The sequence below is a fragment of the Kitasatospora sp. NPDC088391 genome (assembly GCF_044753345.1).
In the GTDB taxonomy this organism is placed as follows: Bacteria; Actinomycetota; Actinomycetes; order Streptomycetales; family Streptomycetaceae; genus Kitasatospora.
The window spans coordinates 13165-32466 of sequence record NZ_JBIVNB010000013.1 but is presented as its reverse complement, the minus strand read 5'-3'; the positions used below and the strand labels follow the sequence as shown (position 1 = coordinate 32466).

The 19302-nt window shown below is 74.0% G+C and carries 11 protein-coding genes; 3 read left to right on the top strand and 8 right to left on the bottom strand.

Translation table 11 applies throughout. The annotated features are described in order from the left end of the window. Positions 1-120 precede the first annotated feature (120 nt). Positions 121-2823: an FtsK/SpoIIIE domain-containing protein gene (locus tag ACIQBJ_RS30545; RefSeq protein ID WP_400717001.1), complete on the top strand. Its 2703-nt coding sequence runs from the start codon at positions 121-123 to the stop codon at positions 2821-2823. Positions 2824-2896: 73 nt separating this feature from the next. Here ACIQBJ_RS30545 and ACIQBJ_RS30540 read toward each other — a convergent pair whose 3' ends face one another. The 6 genes from ACIQBJ_RS30540 to ACIQBJ_RS30515 all read right to left on the bottom strand — a co-directional run bounded on the left by ACIQBJ_RS30540 (position 2897) and on the right by ACIQBJ_RS30515 (position 13310). Continuing rightward, positions 2897-7834, bottom strand: coding sequence for an NAD-glutamate dehydrogenase (locus tag ACIQBJ_RS30540; protein WP_400716999.1), 4938 nt, complete (start codon positions 7832-7834; stop codon positions 2897-2899). A gap of 292 nt (positions 7835-8126) precedes the next feature. Further along, on the bottom strand, positions 8127-9725 hold the full coding sequence (locus ACIQBJ_RS30535) for an aldehyde dehydrogenase family protein (protein WP_400717299.1): 1599 nt from the start codon (positions 9723-9725) through the stop codon (positions 8127-8129). Between the two features lie 103 nt (positions 9726-9828). Then, positions 9829-10485, bottom strand: a complete 657-nt coding sequence (locus ACIQBJ_RS30530) for an HAD family hydrolase (RefSeq protein ID WP_400716996.1) — start codon at positions 10483-10485, stop codon at positions 9829-9831. Between the two features lie 43 nt (positions 10486-10528). Further along, positions 10529-11359 carry an aldo/keto reductase gene (locus tag ACIQBJ_RS30525; RefSeq protein ID WP_400716993.1) on the bottom strand — a complete coding sequence of 277 codons (831 nt, stop codon included), beginning with the start codon at positions 11357-11359 and terminating at the stop codon, positions 10529-10531. A gap of 76 nt (positions 11360-11435) precedes the next feature. Beyond that, the gene (locus ACIQBJ_RS30520) at positions 11436-12632 is read right to left on the bottom strand and encodes an MFS transporter (RefSeq protein WP_400716990.1); all 1197 of its coding nucleotides are present in this window, start codon (positions 12630-12632) and stop codon (positions 11436-11438) included. A 168-nt stretch (positions 12633-12800) separates the two neighbouring features. After that, positions 12801-13310, bottom strand: coding sequence for a DUF6912 family protein (locus ACIQBJ_RS30515; protein ID WP_400716988.1), 510 nt, complete (start codon positions 13308-13310; stop codon positions 12801-12803). Between the two features lie 312 nt (positions 13311-13622). Between ACIQBJ_RS30515 and ACIQBJ_RS30510 the strand changes: the two genes are divergently transcribed. Beyond that, a complete protein-coding gene (locus tag ACIQBJ_RS30510; protein WP_400716986.1) occupies positions 13623-14144 on the top strand; it encodes an Rv3235 family protein in 522 nt (173 codons plus the stop codon). A 71-nt stretch (positions 14145-14215) separates the two neighbouring features. Here ACIQBJ_RS30510 and secA read toward each other — a convergent pair whose 3' ends face one another. Continuing rightward, positions 14216-16993 (bottom strand): preprotein translocase subunit SecA, encoded by a 2778-nt coding sequence (secA, locus tag ACIQBJ_RS30505; protein WP_400716983.1) that lies wholly within the window; start codon positions 16991-16993, stop codon positions 14216-14218. Positions 16994-17212: 219 nt separating this feature from the next. Here secA and ACIQBJ_RS30500 point away from each other — a divergent pair, with 219 nt between their 5' ends. Further along, positions 17213-18382, top strand: a complete 1170-nt coding sequence (locus ACIQBJ_RS30500) for a winged helix-turn-helix domain-containing protein (RefSeq protein ID WP_400716980.1) — start codon at positions 17213-17215, stop codon at positions 18380-18382. 18 nt (positions 18383-18400) lie between these two features. Here ACIQBJ_RS30500 and ACIQBJ_RS30495 read toward each other — a convergent pair whose 3' ends face one another. After that, positions 18401-19126: a response regulator gene (locus tag ACIQBJ_RS30495; protein WP_400716977.1), complete on the bottom strand. Its 726-nt coding sequence runs from the start codon at positions 19124-19126 to the stop codon at positions 18401-18403. Between the last annotated feature and the right edge of the window lie 176 nt (positions 19127-19302).

Below are 19302 nucleotides of genomic sequence, written 5' to 3'. Positions count from 1 at the left end.
CCGCCGGACCCACCATGGCGATGATCGCAAGATCGTCAAATCCGGTACCGTGCGCGGACTGTCCGTCCCGGGTGGCAGGATGGCACGCACCACCCGTGTGCAGAAGGGACCCCGGGCGAGATGCAGATCCGGCTCACCGTCCTTCGACCGCGCAGCGGCCCCGCCGCGCCCGGCAGTTCTGCCGACGTGCTGGTCACGGCACCGGCCGGCACCACGCTCGGCGCCGTCGCCACCGCCCTCGCCGGTGCCGTCGGCATCCGCGGCCCGCGCTCCGCCACCCACGTCCATCTGTACGACGGGGAACGGCGGTTGGACGAGCAGACCCCACTCGGCCGGCCCCCGCTGGTCGACGGCGCGGTGCTCGCCCTCGGCGAGCCCGGCCCCGGCACCGCGGGCACCGACGAGCCGCCCGCCGCCGAACTCCGGGTGGTCGGCGGCCCCGACGCCGGCGGCGTCCACCGGCTGCACGGCGAGCGGGTCCGGGTCGGCCGCTCCACCGAGGCCGACGTCCCGCTCGACGACCCCGACGTCTCCCGCCTGCACCTCGCCCTGCACCTGGCCGCCGACGGCCGCGCCACCGTCCGGGACCTCGGCTCCACCAACGGCACCCTGCTCGACGAGCGCTACCTGTCCGAGGAGGGCGCCGAACTCGCCCCCGGCGCGCTGCTGCGGATCGGCGAGTCCACCCTCCAACTCGCCCGCCCCGACGGCATACCGCCCCGCGCCACCGCCCCCGACGGCGAGGGCCGGCTCCGCCTGGCGCCGCGCACCGGCGCCCGGCCCGCGGTCGGCCGCGGCCCCGGCCCGGCCCCCGCCGAGCCGCCCGCCGCCGAGGCCCCCGCCCCGCGCGGCCGCTGGCTGCGCCGCGGCCGGAGCGAGCCCGCCGCCGTCGACGGCGACCGGCAGCACGCCGCCGCCCGCGCCCGGCAGGCCGCCAACCAGCGCGAGCGCTGGCCCGACCCGGCGGCCCTGCTGCTCACCGCGCTCGGCACCGGCCCCCGGCTGTGGGAGCGCGGCCCCGACCACCCCGACGCGCTCACCCTGCGGCTGGGCACCGCCGACCTGCCGGCCGGCCCCGGCACCGCGCCGGGCACGCTGCTGCCCGCCGTCCCGGTCACCGTCGACCTGCAGACGGCCGGCAGCCTCGGCCTGGCCGGCCCGCGGCCCCGGCTGACCGGCCTGGCCCGGGCCGCGCTGGCCCAACTCGCCGTCCTGCACCCGCCCGGCGGCCTCGCCCTGGTCGTGGTCGCCGCCGACCGCCCCGTCGAGGACTGGGCCTGGGCCCAGTGGCTGCCGCACCTGCGGCCCGCCCACGGCCAGTCCTGCCGGCTGCTGTTCGGCCTCGACCCGGCCCAGGCCGAGGCCCGGCTCGCCGAACTCGCCGCCGCCACCGCCGGGCCGCCCGCCACCGTCGTCCTGGTCGACGGCGACCCGGGCACCCCGGCCGGGCGGGACGCCCTCGCCCTGCTGCTGCGCCAGGGCCCCGCGGCCGGCGTCTTCACCCTCTGCCTCGCCGAGGACGCCGCCGAACTCCCCGCCGGGCTCGGCTCGGTGGCCCGGGTCACCGGCGAGGTCGCCACCCGCCTCACCCTGGACCGCCCGGCCGGCGGCACCCGCGAACGCCTCACCGACATCACCCTGGACGCGGTCTCCCCCGCCTGGGCCGAGCGCCTGGCCCGCACCCTCGCCCCGCTCACCGAGGCCGACACCGGGGCCGCCCCGCGCGGCCCGCTCCCCGACGCGCTGCGCCTGCTCGACCTGCTGCGCGCCGAGTCGCTCTCCCCCGCCCGGCTCGCCGAGTCCTGGCAGTCGCTCCCGGCCGGGGCGGGCGGCGCGGCCGCGCTGCTTGGCACCGCGCGCGGCGCCGGCGGCGAGGAGACCTGCGCCCTCGACCTGGCCGAGGACGGCGACCACCTGCTGATCGGCGGCGGCCCCGGCTCCGGCAAGTCCGAGCTGCTGCGCAGCCTCGCCGCCTCGCTCGCCGTCTCCGAACGCCCGGACCGGCTCGCCCTGTTGACGGTCGACGGGGCCCGCGCCGAGGACGGCGGCCTGGCCGGCTGCACCGACCTCCCGCACGTCACCGCCCACGTCAACGCCGCCGAGGACCCGCGCGGCGCGCTGCTCGCCGCCGAGCGCCTGCACGACGAACTCTCCCACCGCGAGGCCCTGTTCGACGGCCTCACCTTCACCGAGTGGCACACCCGGCGGCTCTTCGACAAGACCCCGGCGCTGGTCGGCGGCCCGGCCCCGGAGAGCGCCGCGCAGGTCCGCGTGGTCGAGCCCCGGCGCTCCCCCGACGCCCCGTCGCCGGACGCCGCGCCCGCCCGGCTGGTCGTCCTGGTCGACGACTACGACGCGCTGCTCGGCCCGGCGAGCCCGGGCGGCCGCCCGCTGGCCCGGGCGCTCGCCGCCGTCGCCGTGCACGGCGCCCGGCTCGGCGTGCACGTGATCGCCGCGACCGGGGCGCCGGAGGCCACCGCCGACACCGAGATCGGCGAGTGCGCGCAGCTCCGGATCGCGCTGCGCACCGAGCAGGCCGGCGACTCCGACCTGCTGATCCACCTGCCGGACGCGGCGGCGCTGCCCGCGGCGACGCCCGGTCGCGGGTACCTGCGGCGGCCCGACGGGGAGGTCACCGCCTTCCAGGGGGCCCGGGTCAGCGGCCGCATCCCCCGCACCGCGACGCTCCGCCCCACCGTGGTCGCCCAGCGCCCCGAGGAGCACGGCACCGCGCCGTCCCCCCGCCCGGTCCGCGAGCTCGGCAACGGGCCCACCGACCTGGCCCTGCTCGCCTCGGCCCTCCGCCGGGCCACCGAGAACTGAGCCCGGGGCTTCCCGTACGACGGCCGGAGGGGCCCGGGCGGATGCCCGGGCCCCTCCGGCCGTTGCCGTCGGATCAGCGGCCGCTGCGCAGCAGGGTGCGGATCACCCGCATCGCGACGGACAGGCTGGACAGCTCGTAGGTGTCCGAACCCCTTATGTCGTCGAGGGTGGTGCGGGCCCGGCTGAGCAGGGTGCTGTTCAGCTCGGCCCAGGCGTTGTACCGCTCCTCGGGGCTGGAGCCGGCGGGCCCGGCGGCGAGCACGTCGGAGCTGAGGGCGGCGTGCGCGGCGAACAGGTCCTCGCGGATCGAGGCGCGGGCCATCGAGGACCAGCGGTCGGTGCGCGGCAGTTCGATGATCTGGTCGAGCAGGTGGCTGATCTGGAGCCGGTCGCCGAGGTCGTAGTACAGCTCGGCGACCTCCATCACGTCGGCGTCCGAGCGGTCCGCGACGCCGACGATGTCGAGGGTCGGGAACGCCGAGGACAGGCCGGCCATCCGGGTGGCCAGCTCGTCGGGGACGCCGGCCCCGGAGAGCTCCTGGTAGACCGACTCGTACCAGGCCAGGTCCTCGCCGCGGAGCGGCTTGGGCAGCGCGTCCCAGACCTGGTTGACCCGGTCGTGGAAGAACGCGATGGTGTCGGCGATGTCGAGCGGCTGACGGTTGTTCAGCATCCACCGGGTGGCGCGCTCGACCAGGCGGCGGGCGTGCAGCCGCATCTTGGTCTGGACCCGGGCGGGGACCTGGTTGTCGAGGCCCTCGACGTCGTCCCAGAGCTGCTCCAGGCCGAACACCGCGCGGGCGGCGGCGTGCGTCCGGGCGATCTCCTCCATGGTCGCGCCGGTCTCCTCGCGGAGCCGGAACGCGAAGGTGCAGCCGCCGCGGTTGATCGTGTCGTTGACGATCAGGGTGGTGATGATCTCGCGGCGCAGCGGGTGGTTGTCGATCTGCTCGGCGAACTTCGCGCGCAGCGCGCTCGGGAAGTAGGCGTGCAGGGCGTCCCGGAAGTACGGGTCGTCGGGCAGGTCGGTGGCCAGCAGCTCGTCGGCCAGGGTGATCTTGGTGTAGGCGAGCAGCACCGACAGCTCGGGCTGGGAGAGGCCGCGGCCGGCCTGCTGGCGGTCGCGGATCTGCTTCTCGCCGGGCAGGTACTCCAGGGCCCGGTCGAGCTGGCCGTTGGCCTCCAGCCGGTTGATCATGCGGGCGTGCACGTCGACCATGCTGGCGGCTTGGGCGACGGCGTTGGCGAGCACCACGTTCTGCGCGTAGTTGTTGCGCAGCACCAGGTGGCCGACCTCGTCGGTCATCGTGGCGAGCAGGGTGTTGCGCTGCTTGACCGTCATGTCGCCGTCGGCGACGACCTGGTTGAGCAGGATCTTGATGTTCACCTCGTGGTCGGAGGTGTCGACGCCGGCCGAGTTGTCGATGGCGTCGGTGTTGATCCAGCCGCCGGTGCCCTGCGGGCCGCCGGTGGAGGCGAACTCGATCCGGCCGAGCTGGGTGCAGCCGAGGTTGCCGCCCTCGCCGATGACCCGGGCCCGGACGTCGCCGCCGTTGACCCGGATCGGGTCGTTGGCCTTGTCGCCGACCTCGGCGTTGGTCTCGGCGGTCGCCTTGACGTAGGTGCCGATGCCGCCGTTCCAGAACAGGTCGACGGGGGCCTGCAGGATCGCCTTCATCAGCTCGGCGGGGGTGAGCTTGGCGGCGTCGATGCCGAGCCGGTCGCGGACCTGCGCGGAGAGCTGGATGGACTTCGCGGAGCGCGGGAAGACGCCGCCGCCCGCGGAGATCAGCGACTTGTCGTAGTCGTCCCAGGAGCTGCGCGGCAGGTCGAACAGCCGGCGGCGCTCGGCGAAGGAGACGGCCGCGTCGGGGTTCGGGTCGAGGAAGATGTGCCGGTGGTCGAAGGCGGCGACCAGGCGGATGTGCTCGGACAGCAGCATGCCGTTGCCGAACACGTCGCCGGACATGTCGCCGATGCCGATGACGGTGAAGTCCTCGGTCTGGGTGTCGACGCCGAGCTCGCGGAAGTTCCGCTTGACGGACTCCCAGGCACCGCGGGCGGTGATGCCCATGCCCTTGTGGTCGTAGCCCGCCGAGCCGCCGGAGGCGAACGCGTCGCCGAGCCAGAAGCCGTACTCCTGGGCGACGCCGTTGGCGATGTCGGAGAAGGTCGCGGTGCCCTTGTCGGCGGCGACCACCAGGTAGGTGTCGTCCTCGTCGTGGCGGACCACGTCGACGGGGTGGACGACGTCGCCGGCGACCAGGTTGTCGGTGATGTCGAGCAGCGCCGAGATGAAGGTCTTGTACGAGGCGATGCCCTCGGCCAGCCAGGCGTCGCGGTCGACCGCCGGGTCGGGCAGCTGCTTGGCGACGAAGCCGCCCTTGGCGCCGACCGGCACGATGACGGTGTTCTTGACCATCTGGGCCTTGACCAGGCCGAGGATCTCGGTGCGGAAGTCCTCGCGCCGGTCGGACCAGCGCAGGCCGCCGCGGGCGACCTTGCCGAACCGCAGGTGGACGCCCTCGACGCTGGGCGAGTAGACCCAGATCTCGAAGGCGGGGCGCGGCGCGGGCAGGTCCGGGATGGCCTTCGGGTCGAACTTCATCGACACGTAGGAGTGCCAGTGGCCCTCGCCGTCGTGCTGGAAGAAGTTGGTCCGCAGGGTGGCCCTGATCAGGTGCAGGAAGGAGCGCAGGATGCGGTCCTCGTCCAGCGAGACCACCTCGTCGAGGGCGCCGGACAGCTCCTCCAGCAGGCCCTCGGTGAGTTCCGCGGCGCCGGACTGGTGGCTGGGCGAGAGCCGGGCCTCGAACAGGTTGACCAGCAGCCGGGTGGTGTGGGTGTTGTTGCGGAGCGCGTCCTCCATGTAGTCCTGGGAGAACGTGGAGCCCGCCTGCCGCAGGTACTTGGCGTAGGCGCGCAGCACCACGGCCTGACGCCAGGTCAGCTTGGCGGTGAGGACCAGCTCGTTGAAGCCGTCGTTCTCGGCCTGGCCGAGCCAGGTCGCCGAGAAGGTGTCCTGGAAGCGCTCGCGGTCCTCCTCGGTGAGGTCGGTGCCCTCGCGGAGCCTGAGGCCGAAGTCGACCACCCAGGCGGTGCTGCCGTCGGTGCGGCGCAGCGCGTACGGGTGCTCGTCGAGCACCTCGACGCCCAGCCGCTGCAGGACGGGCAGCACCTCGGTGAGCGAGATCGGGCCGCCGACCCGGTAGATCTTGAAGCGGCGCTCGTCGTCGCCGGCGCCGACCGGCTGGTACAGGTTGAGCCGGAAGTCGCCCTCGCCGCTGAGCGACTCGATCTGCTTGAGGTCGGCGACGGCGGTGCGCGGCGGGAAGTCCGCGCGGTAGCCGTCGGGGAAGGCGGTGGCGTACTTGTGGGCCAGCTCGGCGGCCCGCTCCTCGCCGAACTCGGTCTGCAGCTGGTCGTTGAAGCCGTCCATCCAGAACCGGGCGGCCTCGGCGAGCCGGTTCTCGATCCGCTCGATGTCGGAGTCGGAGAGCTGCGGCAGCTCGGTGCCGGGGGCGACCCGGACCACGAAGTGCAGGCGGGTGAGCACCGACTCGGTGGCGTACACCGTGTAGTCGATGGTGTCGCCGTTCAGCTCGGTCTTCAGGATGTCGGTCAGCGCGAGCCGGATCCGGGTGGTGTAGCGGTCCCGCGGCAGGTAGACGTACGCCGAGTAGTAGCGGCCGTACTCGTCCTGGCGGAGGAACAGCCGCAGCCGGCGGCGCTCCTGCAGGTACAGCACGCTGGTGGCGATCGACTGGAGCTCGGCGGCGGCGGTCTGGAACATCTCGTCGCGCGGGAAGGTCTCCATGATCTGGAGCAGGTCGCGGCCGTCGTGGCTGTCGCCGGAGAAGCCGGCGCCGCCGATGACCTCCTGCACCTTGCGGCGCACCACCGGGATCCGGGTGACGGACTCGGTGTAGGCGGCGGAGGAGAACAGGCCGAGGAAGCGGCGCTCGCCGACCGGCTCGCCGGCGGCGTTGAACCGCTTCACGCCGACGTAGTCGAGGTAGGCGGTGCGGTGCACGGTGGCGCGGCTGTTGGCCTTGGTGAGGACCAGCAGCTTCTTCTCGTGCGCCTTGGCGCGGACGGGGGCGGAGAGCCGGCCGAACGCCTCGGAGACCGGGTGGTGGTCGGTGTCGTGGCTGAGCGGGTCGGCCCGCAGCACGCCCAGGCCGGTCCCGGCGACGGCCTTGAGGACCTCCTCGCCCTCGTGCTCGACCAGGTCGTACTCGCGGTAGCCGAGGAAGGTGAAGTGGTCGTCGGCCAGCCAGCGCATCAGCTCGCCGGCCTCGGAGACCTCCTGCTCGGGCAGGTGCGCGGGGGGCTCGGCGGCGAGTTCGTCGGCCAGCCGGACGGCGGAGTCGCGCATCTTCGACCAGTCCTCGACGACCTCGCGGACGTCGCCCAGCACCCGGCGCAGGTTCGCCTCGATGGTGCGCAGGTCGTCGCGGTCGGTCTCGCGGTCGATCTCGATGTGCATCCAGGACTCGACCACGGCGTCGGCGGGCCACTCGGCGCCGGCCGCCTGCGCGCGGTTGCACGCGTCGACGTCGAGGATCTCCAGCAGCTTGCCGGTGATGTCGCGGCGCACCGCCAGCTGCGGGTGCACGACCAGGTGGATGGCGCGGTCCAGGCGGGTCAGCTCGTTGGTGACCGAGTCCACCAGGAACGGCATGTCGTCGGTGACGACCTCGACCACGGTGTGGCCGCAGGACCAGCCGTTCTCCTCCACGGTCGGGGTGGAGACCCGGACCTCGGCGGTGCCCTGCGGGCGCTTGAGGCCCAGCCGGTAGTGGGAGGCCGCGGCCCCGTAGACGTCCACCGGGTCCCGGCTGATCACGTCCTCGGGTGCCGTGTGGAGGTAGTAGTGATGCAGGTAGGCGGCCAGAGCACCGTTGCTCAGGCCCTCCCCCGGCGCCGCTCCCCCCACCTGGCTGTTCTCAGCGGCTGCTGCTGCTTTCCTGAGCAGGTCGGCCTTGGCTGCGTCCAGCTTGGTCTGCATGGCTGTTTGGCTCCTGTCGCGCGCCGTTGCGTGACTCGGTGATGACTGTGGGTGCACCGCCGGGCCCCGTCGGCAATCCTCCCGTACGCGAGGGGTGAAAAGCGCTCAAGGCACGCATGAGTCGCGTTCCGCCCGGGTACGACAGCACGTTTGGCCTGCCTGACCGATAACCGGCGACGCCGTCAGCCTAGCCTGACGAAACGAAGGTGTCAGGGGACACGGAGGCGCAAACCCGCAGGAGGATCGGGCCTTCCTGGACACCTTGTCCAATGGCCCCCACCTGGGGTGTCCGTCATTCGGGTGACCACTCCATGTGCGGGTGGACGTAGTCGGTCGGCGGCGTGAACGTCTCCTTGATCGACCGGGTGGACGTCCAGCGCGCCAGGTCCCGGCCCGGCTCGGCCCGGTCGTCGGACGGCTGCCCGTTGACCCGGAGCCGGTCCGCGGCGAACCGCAGCCGCTCCAGCGCCTCCGCGACCGCCCGCCGGTCCCGGGCGAACACCGCGCCGCCGCCGGACCCGCCGGGCCCACCGGGCCCACCGGACCCACTGTCCGCGGCGGCCCGCTCCAGCGCCCCCGCCCAGTCGTCGTCCTCGTACAGCCGGACGGACAGCACCGGCCCGGGGCTGCCGCCGTGCCGGCCGGCGCCGTCCAGCAGCACGGTGGGCCGGACGAACCAGCCGATCGCGGCGTCGTGCTGGCCGCCCGCCGCGAGTTCGGCCGCCGGGTCGGCCGCGGCCCGGCCGAGCGCCTCGACCGTCCGGTCGAAGGCCCGGGCGTCGACCAGCGCGCCCATGAAGGTGCCCAGGTCGGTGGGGTCGCCGACGGGCAGCGCGTCCACCTCTCCGAGCAGGTCGTCGGCGATCCGCCGCCACAGGCCGCGCGGCAGGTGGGCCCGGGACAGCGCCGCGCCGCCCTGGCCCTGGAACCCGAAGGCGCCGCGGACCAGCGCGGTGCGCACCGCCGCCGGGTCGGCCGACGGGTGGGCGACCAGGAAGTCCGCGCCGCGGACCGCCCCGACCAGCCGCGGGTACGTCCGGTAGCGGGCGATGTCGCGGCCGATCCCCCGCCACAGCCGCCGGTACGCCGCGGCCGAGCCGGTGAAGTGCAGGCCGGCCAGCGCCGGGTGCGGGAGGACGGCCCCGGCGACCGCCCCGCCGTCCCCGGTGACCAGGTTGACCACGCCGGGCGGCAGGCCCGCCTCCTCCAGCAGCCGCAGCGTGAAGTGCGCGGCCAGGGTCTGGGCGGGCGCGGGCTTCCACACCACGGTGTTGCCGAGCAGCGCGGGCGCGGTGGCCGACCGGGCCGCGGCGGAGGTGGAGTCGAACGCGGAGAGCGCGCAGACGAAGCCCTCCAGCGGGCGGTGGTCCGCCCGGTTCCACCCCCCGGGCCCGGAGCCCGGCTGCTCGGCCAGCAGGGCGCGGGCGGCCCGGACGTCGCCGCGCCAGGCGTCGGCGGTGCCGCAGGCCGCGTCGGCCTCGGCCGACCGCACGGCCTTGGACTGCCCGAGCACGGTGGCGGCCACCAGGGTCTCCCGCCACGGGCCCGCCAGCAGGTCCGCGGCGCGCAGGAACACCGCGGCCCGGTCGTCGAAGGACAGCGCCCGCCAGGCCGGTCCGGCCGCCAGCGCCGCGTCCACCGCGTCCTGCCCGTCGGCGGGGGTGGCCGCGCCCAGCACCCCGAGCTTCGCGGCGTGGTGGTGCGGCTGCGCGGGCTCGGCCACGGCGCCGCCGCCGAGCCGCCGCCGGCCGCCGATCACCATCGGCAACTCGGTGTGCCGCCCGGCCAGTTCGTCGAGCCGGCGGACCAGCCGGGCCCGCTCGGGACTGCCCGGCGCGTAGTCGCGCGCCGGTTCGGCGGCGGGTGTCGGGACGGTGGTGACCGCGTCGATCGGCATGGTGCTGGACTGCTCCGTACGGTGGTGCGTGCTGTACCCCTCCAAGGGTGAACGCGCGCACCCCCTCCGACGTGCCGTGACACACCGGCCGGCGGGCTCAGCCGGTCAGTTCCCCGGCCAGTGCGACGGCCTCGGCCAGGGTGTCCACCACCGGCACGCCGACCGGCAGCAGCTTCTCCCGGGTGTGCGAGCCGCCGGTGTACAGCACCGCGGCGATGCCCGCCGACAGCGCCGCCTCGGCGTCGTCCGCGGCGTCGCCGATCAGCACCGTCCGACCCCGGTCGACCTGCCCGCCCAGGGCGTCCAGGTGCGCGGCCAGTTCCCCGGCCTTGCGGCCGCCGGCGTCGCCGCGCCGCCCGTCCACCCGCAGGAAGTGCCCGGCCAGGCCGAACGCGTCGACGGCCGGCACCAGCTTGTCGTGCGCGTACATCGACAGCACCGACTGGCTGTGCCCGGCCGCCGTCCACCCGGCGAGCAGCTGCTCGACGCCCGGGGTCAGGCCGCAGCCCGGGAACAGCTCGGTGTACTTGACGTGGAACGCGTCGTCCAGCGCCAGCCACTCGGCGGGGCTGGGCACCCGGCCCATCAGCCGCTCGTAGAACCGCGGGATCGGGATCTCGTACTGGGCCCGGTACTCCTCCAGCGTCATCGGCGCGATGCCGACGGTGGCGAACGCCGCGTTGCTGGCCCCCACCACGGCCGCCATGTCCGACAGCAGGGTGCCGTTCCAGTCCCAGACTATGTGTGTGCGCACCCGCCCAGGGTACGCGGCGGCCCCGCCCGCCCCGGCCGCCCGGTCAGTCGAACAGGTCCGGGTCCGGGCCGGTGCGCAGGCCGCGGTCGGAGGCGGCGATCGCGGCCAGGTCGTCCGCGGTGAGCGCGAAGTCGAACACGTCGAGGTTCTGCCGGATCCGGGCCGGCGTGACCGACTTGGGGATCACCACGTTGCCGAGCTGCAGGTGCCAGCGCAGCACCACCTGGGCGGGGGACTTCCCGGTGCGCTCCGCGATCGCCACGACCGCCGGGTCGGCGAGGACGGCGCCCTGGGCGAGCGGGCTCCACGCCTCGGTGGCGATGCCGTGCGCGGCGTGGAAGGCGCGCAGCTCGGCCTGCTGGAGGCCGGGGTGCAGCTCGACCTGGTTGACGGCGGGGACGAGGCCGCCCCGCTCGATCAGCCGGGTCAGGTGCGCGGGCCGGAAGTTGGAGACGCCGGCGGCCCGGACCCGGCCCTCGGCGGCCAGTCGCTCCAGCGCCCGCCAGGAGTCGGCGTACCGGTCGAGCGCCGGGGCCGGCCAGTGGATCAGGTACAGGTCGACGCGGTCCAGCCCGAGCTTGTCGAGGCTGGCGTCGAAGGCCCGCAGGGTGGCGTCGTAGCCCTGGTCGGCGTTCCACACCTTGGTGGTGACGAACAGGTCCTCGCGGGCCACCCCGGACTCCGCCAGCGCCCGGCCGACCCCGCGCTCGTTGCCGTAGACGGCGGCGGTGTCGATGCTCCGGTACCCGGCGGCGAGCGCGGCGGCGACCGCCGCGGTGGTCTCCTCGTCGGGGACCTGGAAGACGCCGAAGCCCAGCCGGGGCATGGTGACGCCGTTGTTGAGGGTGACGGTGGGGATCTCGGTGGTGCTCATGGTGCGTGTCTCTCCGTGCGGGCGGGCGTTCGGGGGGGGTGTTCGAGAGTGTTCTGGAGTGTTCGGGGCGCCCGTGTCAGTGGGTGTGGGCGGGAATCCGGGCGGCGGCGGCCGGATCGGCGGCGGCCGGGGTGCGGCGCTCCAGGGCGGCCGAGAGCAGGGCCAGCAGCAGGGCGCCGCCGGCCATCAGGGCGCCGACCCAGGCGGGGGCGGTGTAGCCGAGGCCGGCGTCGATCGCGGCGCCGGCCAGCAGCGCGGCGAGCGCGTTGCCCAGGTTGAAGGCGCCGATGTTGACGGCGGAGGCCAGGGTGGGGGCGCCGTGCGCCTGGTCGAGGACCCGCTTCTGCAGCGGCGGGACGGTGGCGAAGCCGAGCGCGCCGACCAGCAGCAGGGTCGCGGCGGCGGTGACGGGGTTGTGGGCGGTGACGGTGAGGACGGCGAGCGCCGCGGTGAGCCCGCCGAGGGTGGTGAACAGCATCGGCATCAGGCGCCGGTCGGCGAAGCGGCCGCCGAGCAGGTTGCCGAGGAACATGCCGACGCCGAGCAGCACGAGCAGCCAGGTCAGCGCGCCGGCCGGGAACCCGGCCACCTCGGTCATCATCGGGGCGACGTAGGTGATCGCGGCGAAGACGCCGCCGAAGCCGAGCACGGTCATGCCCATCGCCAGCAGCACCTGCGCGTTCTTGAAGGCGGCCAGTTCCCGGCGCAGGTGCGCGCCCTCGGGGCGGGGCAGTTCGGGGACGAGCCGGGCGATGCCGAGGATCGCGACCAGGCCGAGCGCGGCGACCAGCGCGAAGGTGGCCCGCCAGCCGGCGGCCTGGCCGATCCAGGTGCCGAGCGGGACGCCGACGATGTTGGCGACGGTCAGGCCGGTGAACATGGTGGCGATCGCGCCGGCCTTCCGGTCGGGGGCGACGAGTTCGGCGGCGACCACCGCGCCGATGCCGAAGAACGCGCCGTGGGCGAGCGAGGCGACGATCCGGCCGGCCATCATCACGGTCATCCCGGGGGCGAGGGCGGAGATCAGGTTGCCCGCGGTGAACAGCACCATCAGCAGCATCAGCATCCGCTTGCGGCCGGTCCGGGTGCCGAGCACGGTCATCAGCGGGGCGCCGACCAGCACGCCGACCGCGTAGCCGGTGACGAGCAGGCCCGCGGTGGGGATGGTGACGTCGAAGTCGGCCGCGACCTGGGGCAGCAGGCCCATCATCACGAACTCGGTGGTGCCGATCCCGAACGCCCCGATGGCCAGGGCAAGAAGCGCGAGAGGCATGACGCGTCCCTCCATAGGTTGCCGATGCGTCTTACGAGCTTCGACAATAGTTGCAGACACATCTACTTGCAAACGCAATGATTGCAGACGCCTGCCACCGGGTTCCGGGAACGCGAAGGACCCCGCCGCCGGCCGGGGCCGGGACGGGGTCCTTCCTGCGAAAAGGGGTCAGCCGAGCAGCGCGGCGATCTCCTGGGTGGCGAACCAGAGCAGCTCGTGGTCCTCGGCGCCGTCCACGGTGAACTGGGCGTCCTCGTCCCCGCCGTCGGCGGCCGCCACCGCGGCGACCGCGGCGGCGACGTCCGCCAGCACGTCCGGGTCGGTGTCGTCGGCGTGCACCGCCGCCGCCTTGGCCAGCCGCACCGGACCGGCCAGCACCACCCGGCCCAGCGTGGCCTGGTCCTGGTACTCGTCCCCGGGGAACGGCGACACCGCGGAGTCGGCCACCTCGACCGCGACCACCACCCGGCGGCACGGCGCCCCCGGGTCGGCCGCCAGCATCCGCAGCGAGGAGAGCGCCGCCCGGTTCAGCGCCGCATACTCCAGCTCCTCCAGGTCGTCGCTGACGTACCACTCGCGCAGCGCGGGCGTCACCGCGTAGGCGGTGCCCTGCTCCAGGACGCCCCCGGGGTGCGCCGCCGACAGGTCCTTCAACGTGGTCGGCACGTACACGCGCATGCGGGGCGCCCTTCTTCCTCGGTCACTGCCACGGGTTGCGACGGGTCAAGAATACGCAGCCCCGGCCGGGCCCCCGGCCCGGTGCGCCGATCGGGTCGCCCCCGGTCCCCCTACGGACCGTCCGCTCCGCCGACGCCCCGTCAACCCCCGTCCCCGGCAACCCGACGCGGCGCCCTTGCCGCAGCCCGGCCGCCACCCGCACGGGTGGATCACCCGGCGTCGCCGGAGCGGCCCGGACGGCCTTGGGCGCGGGCCGCCGCGGCCGGTACCAAGAGTCTCGGCCCCGTCCGCCCCACCACCGAGAAGGACCCGATGACCGAGCACCTCCCCCGGCCGTCCGGCCCCCGCGTCCGCCCCCTGGTGCACGCCCCGGGGCACCCGGCCGGACCCCGCCCGGCCCGCCGCCCGCACCCGGCCGGGGACGGCCCGCGCGCCGCCCGCAACCCGCGGGCCGGCTGCGCGCCCGCCGGGGTGCCGCCGCGCCCGCGGACGGCCGCCCCGGGCGGCGCCGGCCACACCGAGCTGGCCGCCCGCTTCGCGCACCGCCTGGTCGAGGTGCTGTGCGGCACCCGCCCGGTCCACCAGTTGCAGCGGCACACCACGCTGCCGGGCTTCCACCAGCTGGCGGCGCTGGTGCGCACCGGCCCGCTGCGCCCGCGCGGCCGGGCCCCGCACCCGCGGCTGGGCCGGGTGCACGACTCGGTGCCGGTGCCGGGCGCGGTGGAGGCCTGCGTCCGGGTCGAACTGGGCCCGCGCCACCACGTGCTGGCGTTCCGGCTGGAGCGGCACACCCGCACCGGCCAGTGGCAGTGCGCCGCCGTGGAGACCCGGTGAACCCCGTGAACCCCGTGAACGCCGACGGGGCGCCACCCCGGAGGGGGTGGCGCCCCGTCGGTGACGGACCGTCAGGCCTTGCGGCGCCGACCGCCCTTGGCGGCCTTGGCGGCCTTGCGGCGCTCGGCGCGGGTGAGGCCGTCGCCCTCGTCGACCAGGCCGTCCTCGTCGAAGTCGCCCTCGATCACGCCGCCGCCGATCTCGTCGGACGGGGCGGTGTAGTGCAGCTTCTTGCGCTCGGGGGCCTCCAGGCCCTTGGCGCGGATCTCCGGGCGGGCGGCCGGGACGGCGTCCCGCTCCAGCTTCTCCAGCAGCACCTGCTCGTCGTCCGGCACCTCGACCTCCTCGACCTGCTGCTCGACCTGGACCTCCAGGTTGAACAGGTAGCCGACGGACTCCTCCTTGATGCCCTCCATCATCGCGGAGAACAGGTCGAAGCCCTCGCGCTGGTACTCGACCAGCGGGTCGCGCTGGGCGTAGGCGCGCAGCGCGATGCCCTCCTGCAGGTAGTCCATCTCGTAGAGGTGCTCGCGCCAGCGGCGGTCCAGCACCGAGAGGACGACCCGGCGCTCCAGCTCGCGCATGATCTGCTCGCCGAGCTGGTCCTCGCGGCGGCCGTAGGCGGCGGCCACGTCCTCCTGGATGGCCTTGGTGAGGTACTCGGGGGTGAGGCCGCCGTTCTCCGCGGCGTCCTCCTCCAACTCCTCCACGTCCAGCTGGATCGGGTAGAGCTGCTTGAGCGCCGTCCACAGCTTGTCGAGGTCCCAGTCGTCCTCGAAGCCCTCGCCGGTGGCGGCGGCCACGTACGCGGCGACGGTGTCGTCCATGAAGTGGCCGACCTGCTCCTGCAGGTCCTCGCCCTCCAGGACGCGGCGGCGCTCGCCGTAGATGACCTCGCGCTGGCGGTTCAGGACCTCGTCGTACTTGAGGACGTTCTTGCGGATCTCGAAGTTCTGCTGCTCGACCTGGGTCTGCGCGGAGGCGATGGCGCGGGTGACCATCTTCGACTCGATCGGCACGTCCTCGGGGACGTTCGCCATCGACAGCACGCGCTCGACCATGCCGGCCTTGAAGAGGCGCATCAGGTCGTCGCCCAGCGAGAGGTAGAACCGGGACTCGCCCGGGTCGCCCTGACGGCCGGAGCGGCCGCGCAGCTGGTTGTCGATCCGGCGGGACTCGTGCCGCTCGGTGCCCAGGACGTACAGGCCGCCGATCTCCTGCACCTCCTCCTGCTCCGCCTTGACCGCGAGCTTGGCCTTCTCCAGCGCCGCCGGGAAGTTGGCCTCGTAGTCCTCGGGGGTGTCCTCCGGGGTGATGCCGCGCTGGGCCAGCTCGGCGGCGGCCAGGTGCTCGGAGTTGCCGCCGAGCATGATGTCGGTGCCGCGGCCGGCCATGTTGGTGGCGACGGTGACGGCGCCCTTGCGGCCGGCCTGCGCGACGATCTGCGCCTCGCGCTCGTGGTGCTTGGCGTTCAGCACCTCGTGCGGGATGCCGCGCTTGCGCAGCTCCTGCGACAGGTACTCGGACTTCTCGACCGAGACGGTGCCGACCAGGACCGGCTGGCCCTTCTCGTGCCGCTCGGCGATGTCCTCGACCACGGCGGCGAACTTGGCCGGCTCGGACTTGTAGATCAGGTCCGGCTGGTCGATCCGCTTCGGGTTCTTGTTGGTCGGGATCGGGACCACGCCGAGCTTGTAGATCTGGTGGAACTCGGCCGCCTCGGTGGTGCCGGTACCGGTCATGCCGGACAGCTTGTCGTAGAGGCGGAAGAAGTTCTGCAGGGTGATGGTGGCGAGCGTCTGGTTCTCGTTCTGGACCTCGACGCCCTCCTTGGCCTCGATCGCCTGGTGCATGCCCTCGTTGTAGCGGCGGCCGGCCAGGATGCGGCCGGTGTGCTCGTCGACGATCATGACCTCGCCGTTGATCACGACGTAGTCCTTGTCCCGCTTGTAGAGCTCCTTCGCCTTGATGGCGTTGTTCAGGAAGCCGACCAGCGGGGTGTTCACCGACTCGTAGAGGTTGTCGATGCCCAGGTAGTCCTCGACCCGGGTGACGCCCTCCTCCAGGATGCCGACGGTGCGCTTCTTCTCGTCGACCTCGTAGTCCCGGTCGATCTTGAGCCGGACCACCAGCTTGGCGAAGTCGTTGTACCACTTGGTGGCCTGGTCGGCCGGGCCGGAGATGATCAGCGGGGTGCGGGCCTCGTCGATCAGGATCGAGTCGACCTCGTCGACGATCGCGAAGTTGTGGCCGCGCTGCACCAGTTCGTCCTGCGACCAGGCCATGTTGTCGCGCAGGTAGTCGAAGCCGAACTCGTTGTTCGTGCCGTACGTGATGTCCATCCCGTACTGGCGCTTGCGCTCGGCCGGCGACATGTTCGCCAGGATCACGCCGACCTCCAGGCCCAGGAAGCGGTGCACCCGGCCCATCCACTCCGAGTCGCGCTCGGCGAGGTAGTCGTTGACCGTGATCAGGTGCACGCCCTTGCCGGTCAGCGCGTTCAGGTACGCGGGCAGCGTGCCGACCAGGGTCTTGCCCTCGCCGGTGCGCATCTCCGCGACGTGCCCGTAGTGCAGGGCGGCGCCGCCCATGATCTGGACGTCGTAGTGGCGCTGGCCCAGGACGCGCTTGGCGGCCTCGCGGACCGTGGCGAACGCCTCGGGGAGCAGCGCGTCCAGGCTCTCGCCGTCGGCCAGCCGGGCCTTGTACTCGTCGGTCAGCGCGCGCAGCTCGTCGTCGGTGAGGTTGACGAAGTCCTCTTCGATCGAGTTGACCTGGGCGGCAATCCGCTGCAGTTTGCGGAGGATCTTGCCCTCACCGGCGCGCAGGATCTTGTCGAAGACGGACACGTGAGCGGGCTCCTTGCCTCATTCGGCTCTGGATGACTGCCGGCGGGGAGTCCACCCCACCGTACCGGCCATCGTATGCGAGGAGTCCGAGCGGCCGGGAGGTCCGTCAGCACGGTATTCCTGTGTCACTCCTGGGAGCACATCCGCCGATGCCGGGACCAAAGGGTCGAATCGCCCCTCCGTCGGCCGGTTGTCAGTGCCTTCGCCTAGCCTCGCCCCATGGCTGCGACCCCTGCCCCGATCGCCCGGATCTCCGCCGACCACGCCCGCCGGCTCGCGCTGCGCGCCCAGGGCCTGCTCGGCGCCCCCGACCGCCGCGCGGGCGCCCGCGGCGTGCTGCGCCGCCTCGGCGCCGTCCAGTTGGACACCATCTCGGTGCTCGCCCGCTCGCACGAACTGGTGCCGTACGCCCGGCTCGGCGCGGTCGGCCGCCCCGCGGTCGAGCAGGCGTACTGGGGCCGCGGCACGGCCTTCGAGTACTGGTCGCACGCGGCCTGCGTGCTGCCGATCGAGGAGTGGCCGCTGTTCGCCTTCCGCCGCCGCGCCTACCGGGCCCGCGGCAACGTGTGGGGCAGCCAGGCGGTCTCCCCGGCCGCGTACGCCGAGGTGCTGGACCGGCTGCGCGCCGAGGGCCCGCTGACCTCCACCGGGCTCGGCGGCGCCAAGCGGACCGCCGAGTGGTGGGACTGGTCCGACACCAAGATCGCGGTGGAGCAGGCGCTGGCCCTGGGCGACGTGGTGGTGACCGAGCGGCGCGGCTGGAAGCGGGTCTACGACCTGGCCGAACGGGCCGTCCCCGGCGAGCTGTTCGAGCAGGACCTGACGGACGCCGAGTGCCTGGCCCGGCTGGTCGCGCAGTCCGGGGCCGCGCTCGGCGTCGCCACCCGGGCCGACCTGATGGACCAGCACCGCCTGAAGGGCGCCCAGGTGGACGCCGCGCTGCCGGCCTCGGGCCTGGTCCCGGTCGAGGTGGCGGGCTGGTCGGCCCCGGCCTGGGCCGACCCGGCGGCGCTGGAGTCCGAGCCGGCCGGGCGGCACCGCACCGCCCTGCTGTCCCCGTTCGACTCGCTGATCTGGGACCGCGCCCGGACCGAGCGGATCTTCGGCATGACGCACCGGCTGGAGGCGTACACCCCCAAGCACAAGCGGGTGCACGGCTACTTCGCGATGCCGCTGCTCACGGCCGGCCGCCTGGTCGGCCGGGTCGACCCGGCCCGCGAGGGCGGCGTCCTGGTGGCCCGTCAGGTCTCGCTGGAGGGCGCCCGGTTCGTCCCGGCGCTGGCCGAGGCGCTGCGCGAGGCGGCCGAGTGGGTGGGCTGCTCGGCGGTGCGGGTGGAGCGGCTGGCGGACGAGTCGCTGCGGCCGGAGCTGGAGAAGCTGCTCGGCTGAGCCGCCACCGGCCGGCGCTCAGCCTATTTCGAGGATCTTCTCACGCATCGCGTAGACCACGGCCTCCATCCTGGAGTGCAGTTGCAGCTTCTCCAGGATGTTGCGCACGTGGTTCTTCACGGTGTTCTCGCTGATGAACAGCTCCTTGGCGATCTCCCGGTTGTTCATCCCGGTGGCCACCAGCTTGAGCACCTCCAGCTCCCGGTCGGTCAGCCGGGGCGCGGGCAGCAGCTCCCGGTCGTCCGGGCGGCGCTGGATCATCGACTTGAACTCGGTCAGCAGCTTGGCCGCCATCGACGGGCTGATCTGCGACTGGCCGTCGGCCACCGCCCGGATCGCGGTGGCCACCTCGTGCGTGGAGATCTCCTTCAGCAGGTAGCCGGTGGCCCCCGCCTTGATCGCCTCGTAGAGGTCGGCCTCCTCGTCGCTCATCGTCAGCATGATGATCTTGGTGCTGGGCACCACGTCCTTGATCGCGGTGCACGCCTCGATCCCGCTGCGGCGCGGCATCCGGACGTCCATCAGGATGATGTCCGGCAGCAGGTCGGCGGCCTTCAGCACGGCCTCCGCGCCGTCCCCGGCCTCGCCGACCACCCGGATGTCCGGCTCCTCGGCGAGGACGATCTCCAGGCCGCGGCGGAACAGCGCGTGGTCGTCCACCACCAGCACCCGGATCGGCTCCGACCGGCCCGGCGGGTAGCCCGCGCCCTCCGGGCCCAGGCCCTCGCGCGACAGCTCCACCATGCGCTCCTCCCCCGGCAGGCGGTCAGTGACGCGCCCATCATTCCACGGCCGGGGCGGCCCGCGATCACCCTCCGCCGCCGAACCGCCCGGCTGGGTGACCCGCGCGCACCGGTGACCCCGGCGGCCGTCGCGGCCGCCGGGGTCACCGGTCCTCGGGCGGGCGGGCCCCCGCCCGC

Coding starts and splice junctions, on each gene's coding strand:
- ACIQBJ_RS30525 (WP_400716993.1), bottom strand. CDS start 11,359: ATGAGCACCACCGAGATCCCCACCGTCACCCTCAACAACGGCGTCACC.
- ACIQBJ_RS30510 (WP_400716986.1), top strand. CDS start 13,623: ATGACCGAGCACCTCCCCCGGCCGTCCGGCCCCCGCGTCCGCCCCCTG.
- ACIQBJ_RS30540 (WP_400716999.1), bottom strand. CDS start 7,834: ATGCAGACCAAGCTGGACGCAGCCAAGGCCGACCTGCTCAGGAAAGCA.
- ACIQBJ_RS30515 (WP_400716988.1), bottom strand. CDS start 13,310: ATGCGCGTGTACGTGCCGACCACGTTGAAGGACCTGTCGGCGGCGCAC.
- ACIQBJ_RS30500 (WP_400716980.1), top strand. CDS start 17,213: ATGGCTGCGACCCCTGCCCCGATCGCCCGGATCTCCGCCGACCACGCC.
- ACIQBJ_RS30545 (WP_400717001.1), top strand. CDS start 121: ATGCAGATCCGGCTCACCGTCCTTCGACCGCGCAGCGGCCCCGCCGCG.
- ACIQBJ_RS30495 (WP_400716977.1), bottom strand. CDS start 19,126: ATGGTGGAGCTGTCGCGCGAGGGCCTGGGCCCGGAGGGCGCGGGCTAC.
- ACIQBJ_RS30520 (WP_400716990.1), bottom strand. CDS start 12,632: ATGCCTCTCGCGCTTCTTGCCCTGGCCATCGGGGCGTTCGGGATCGGC.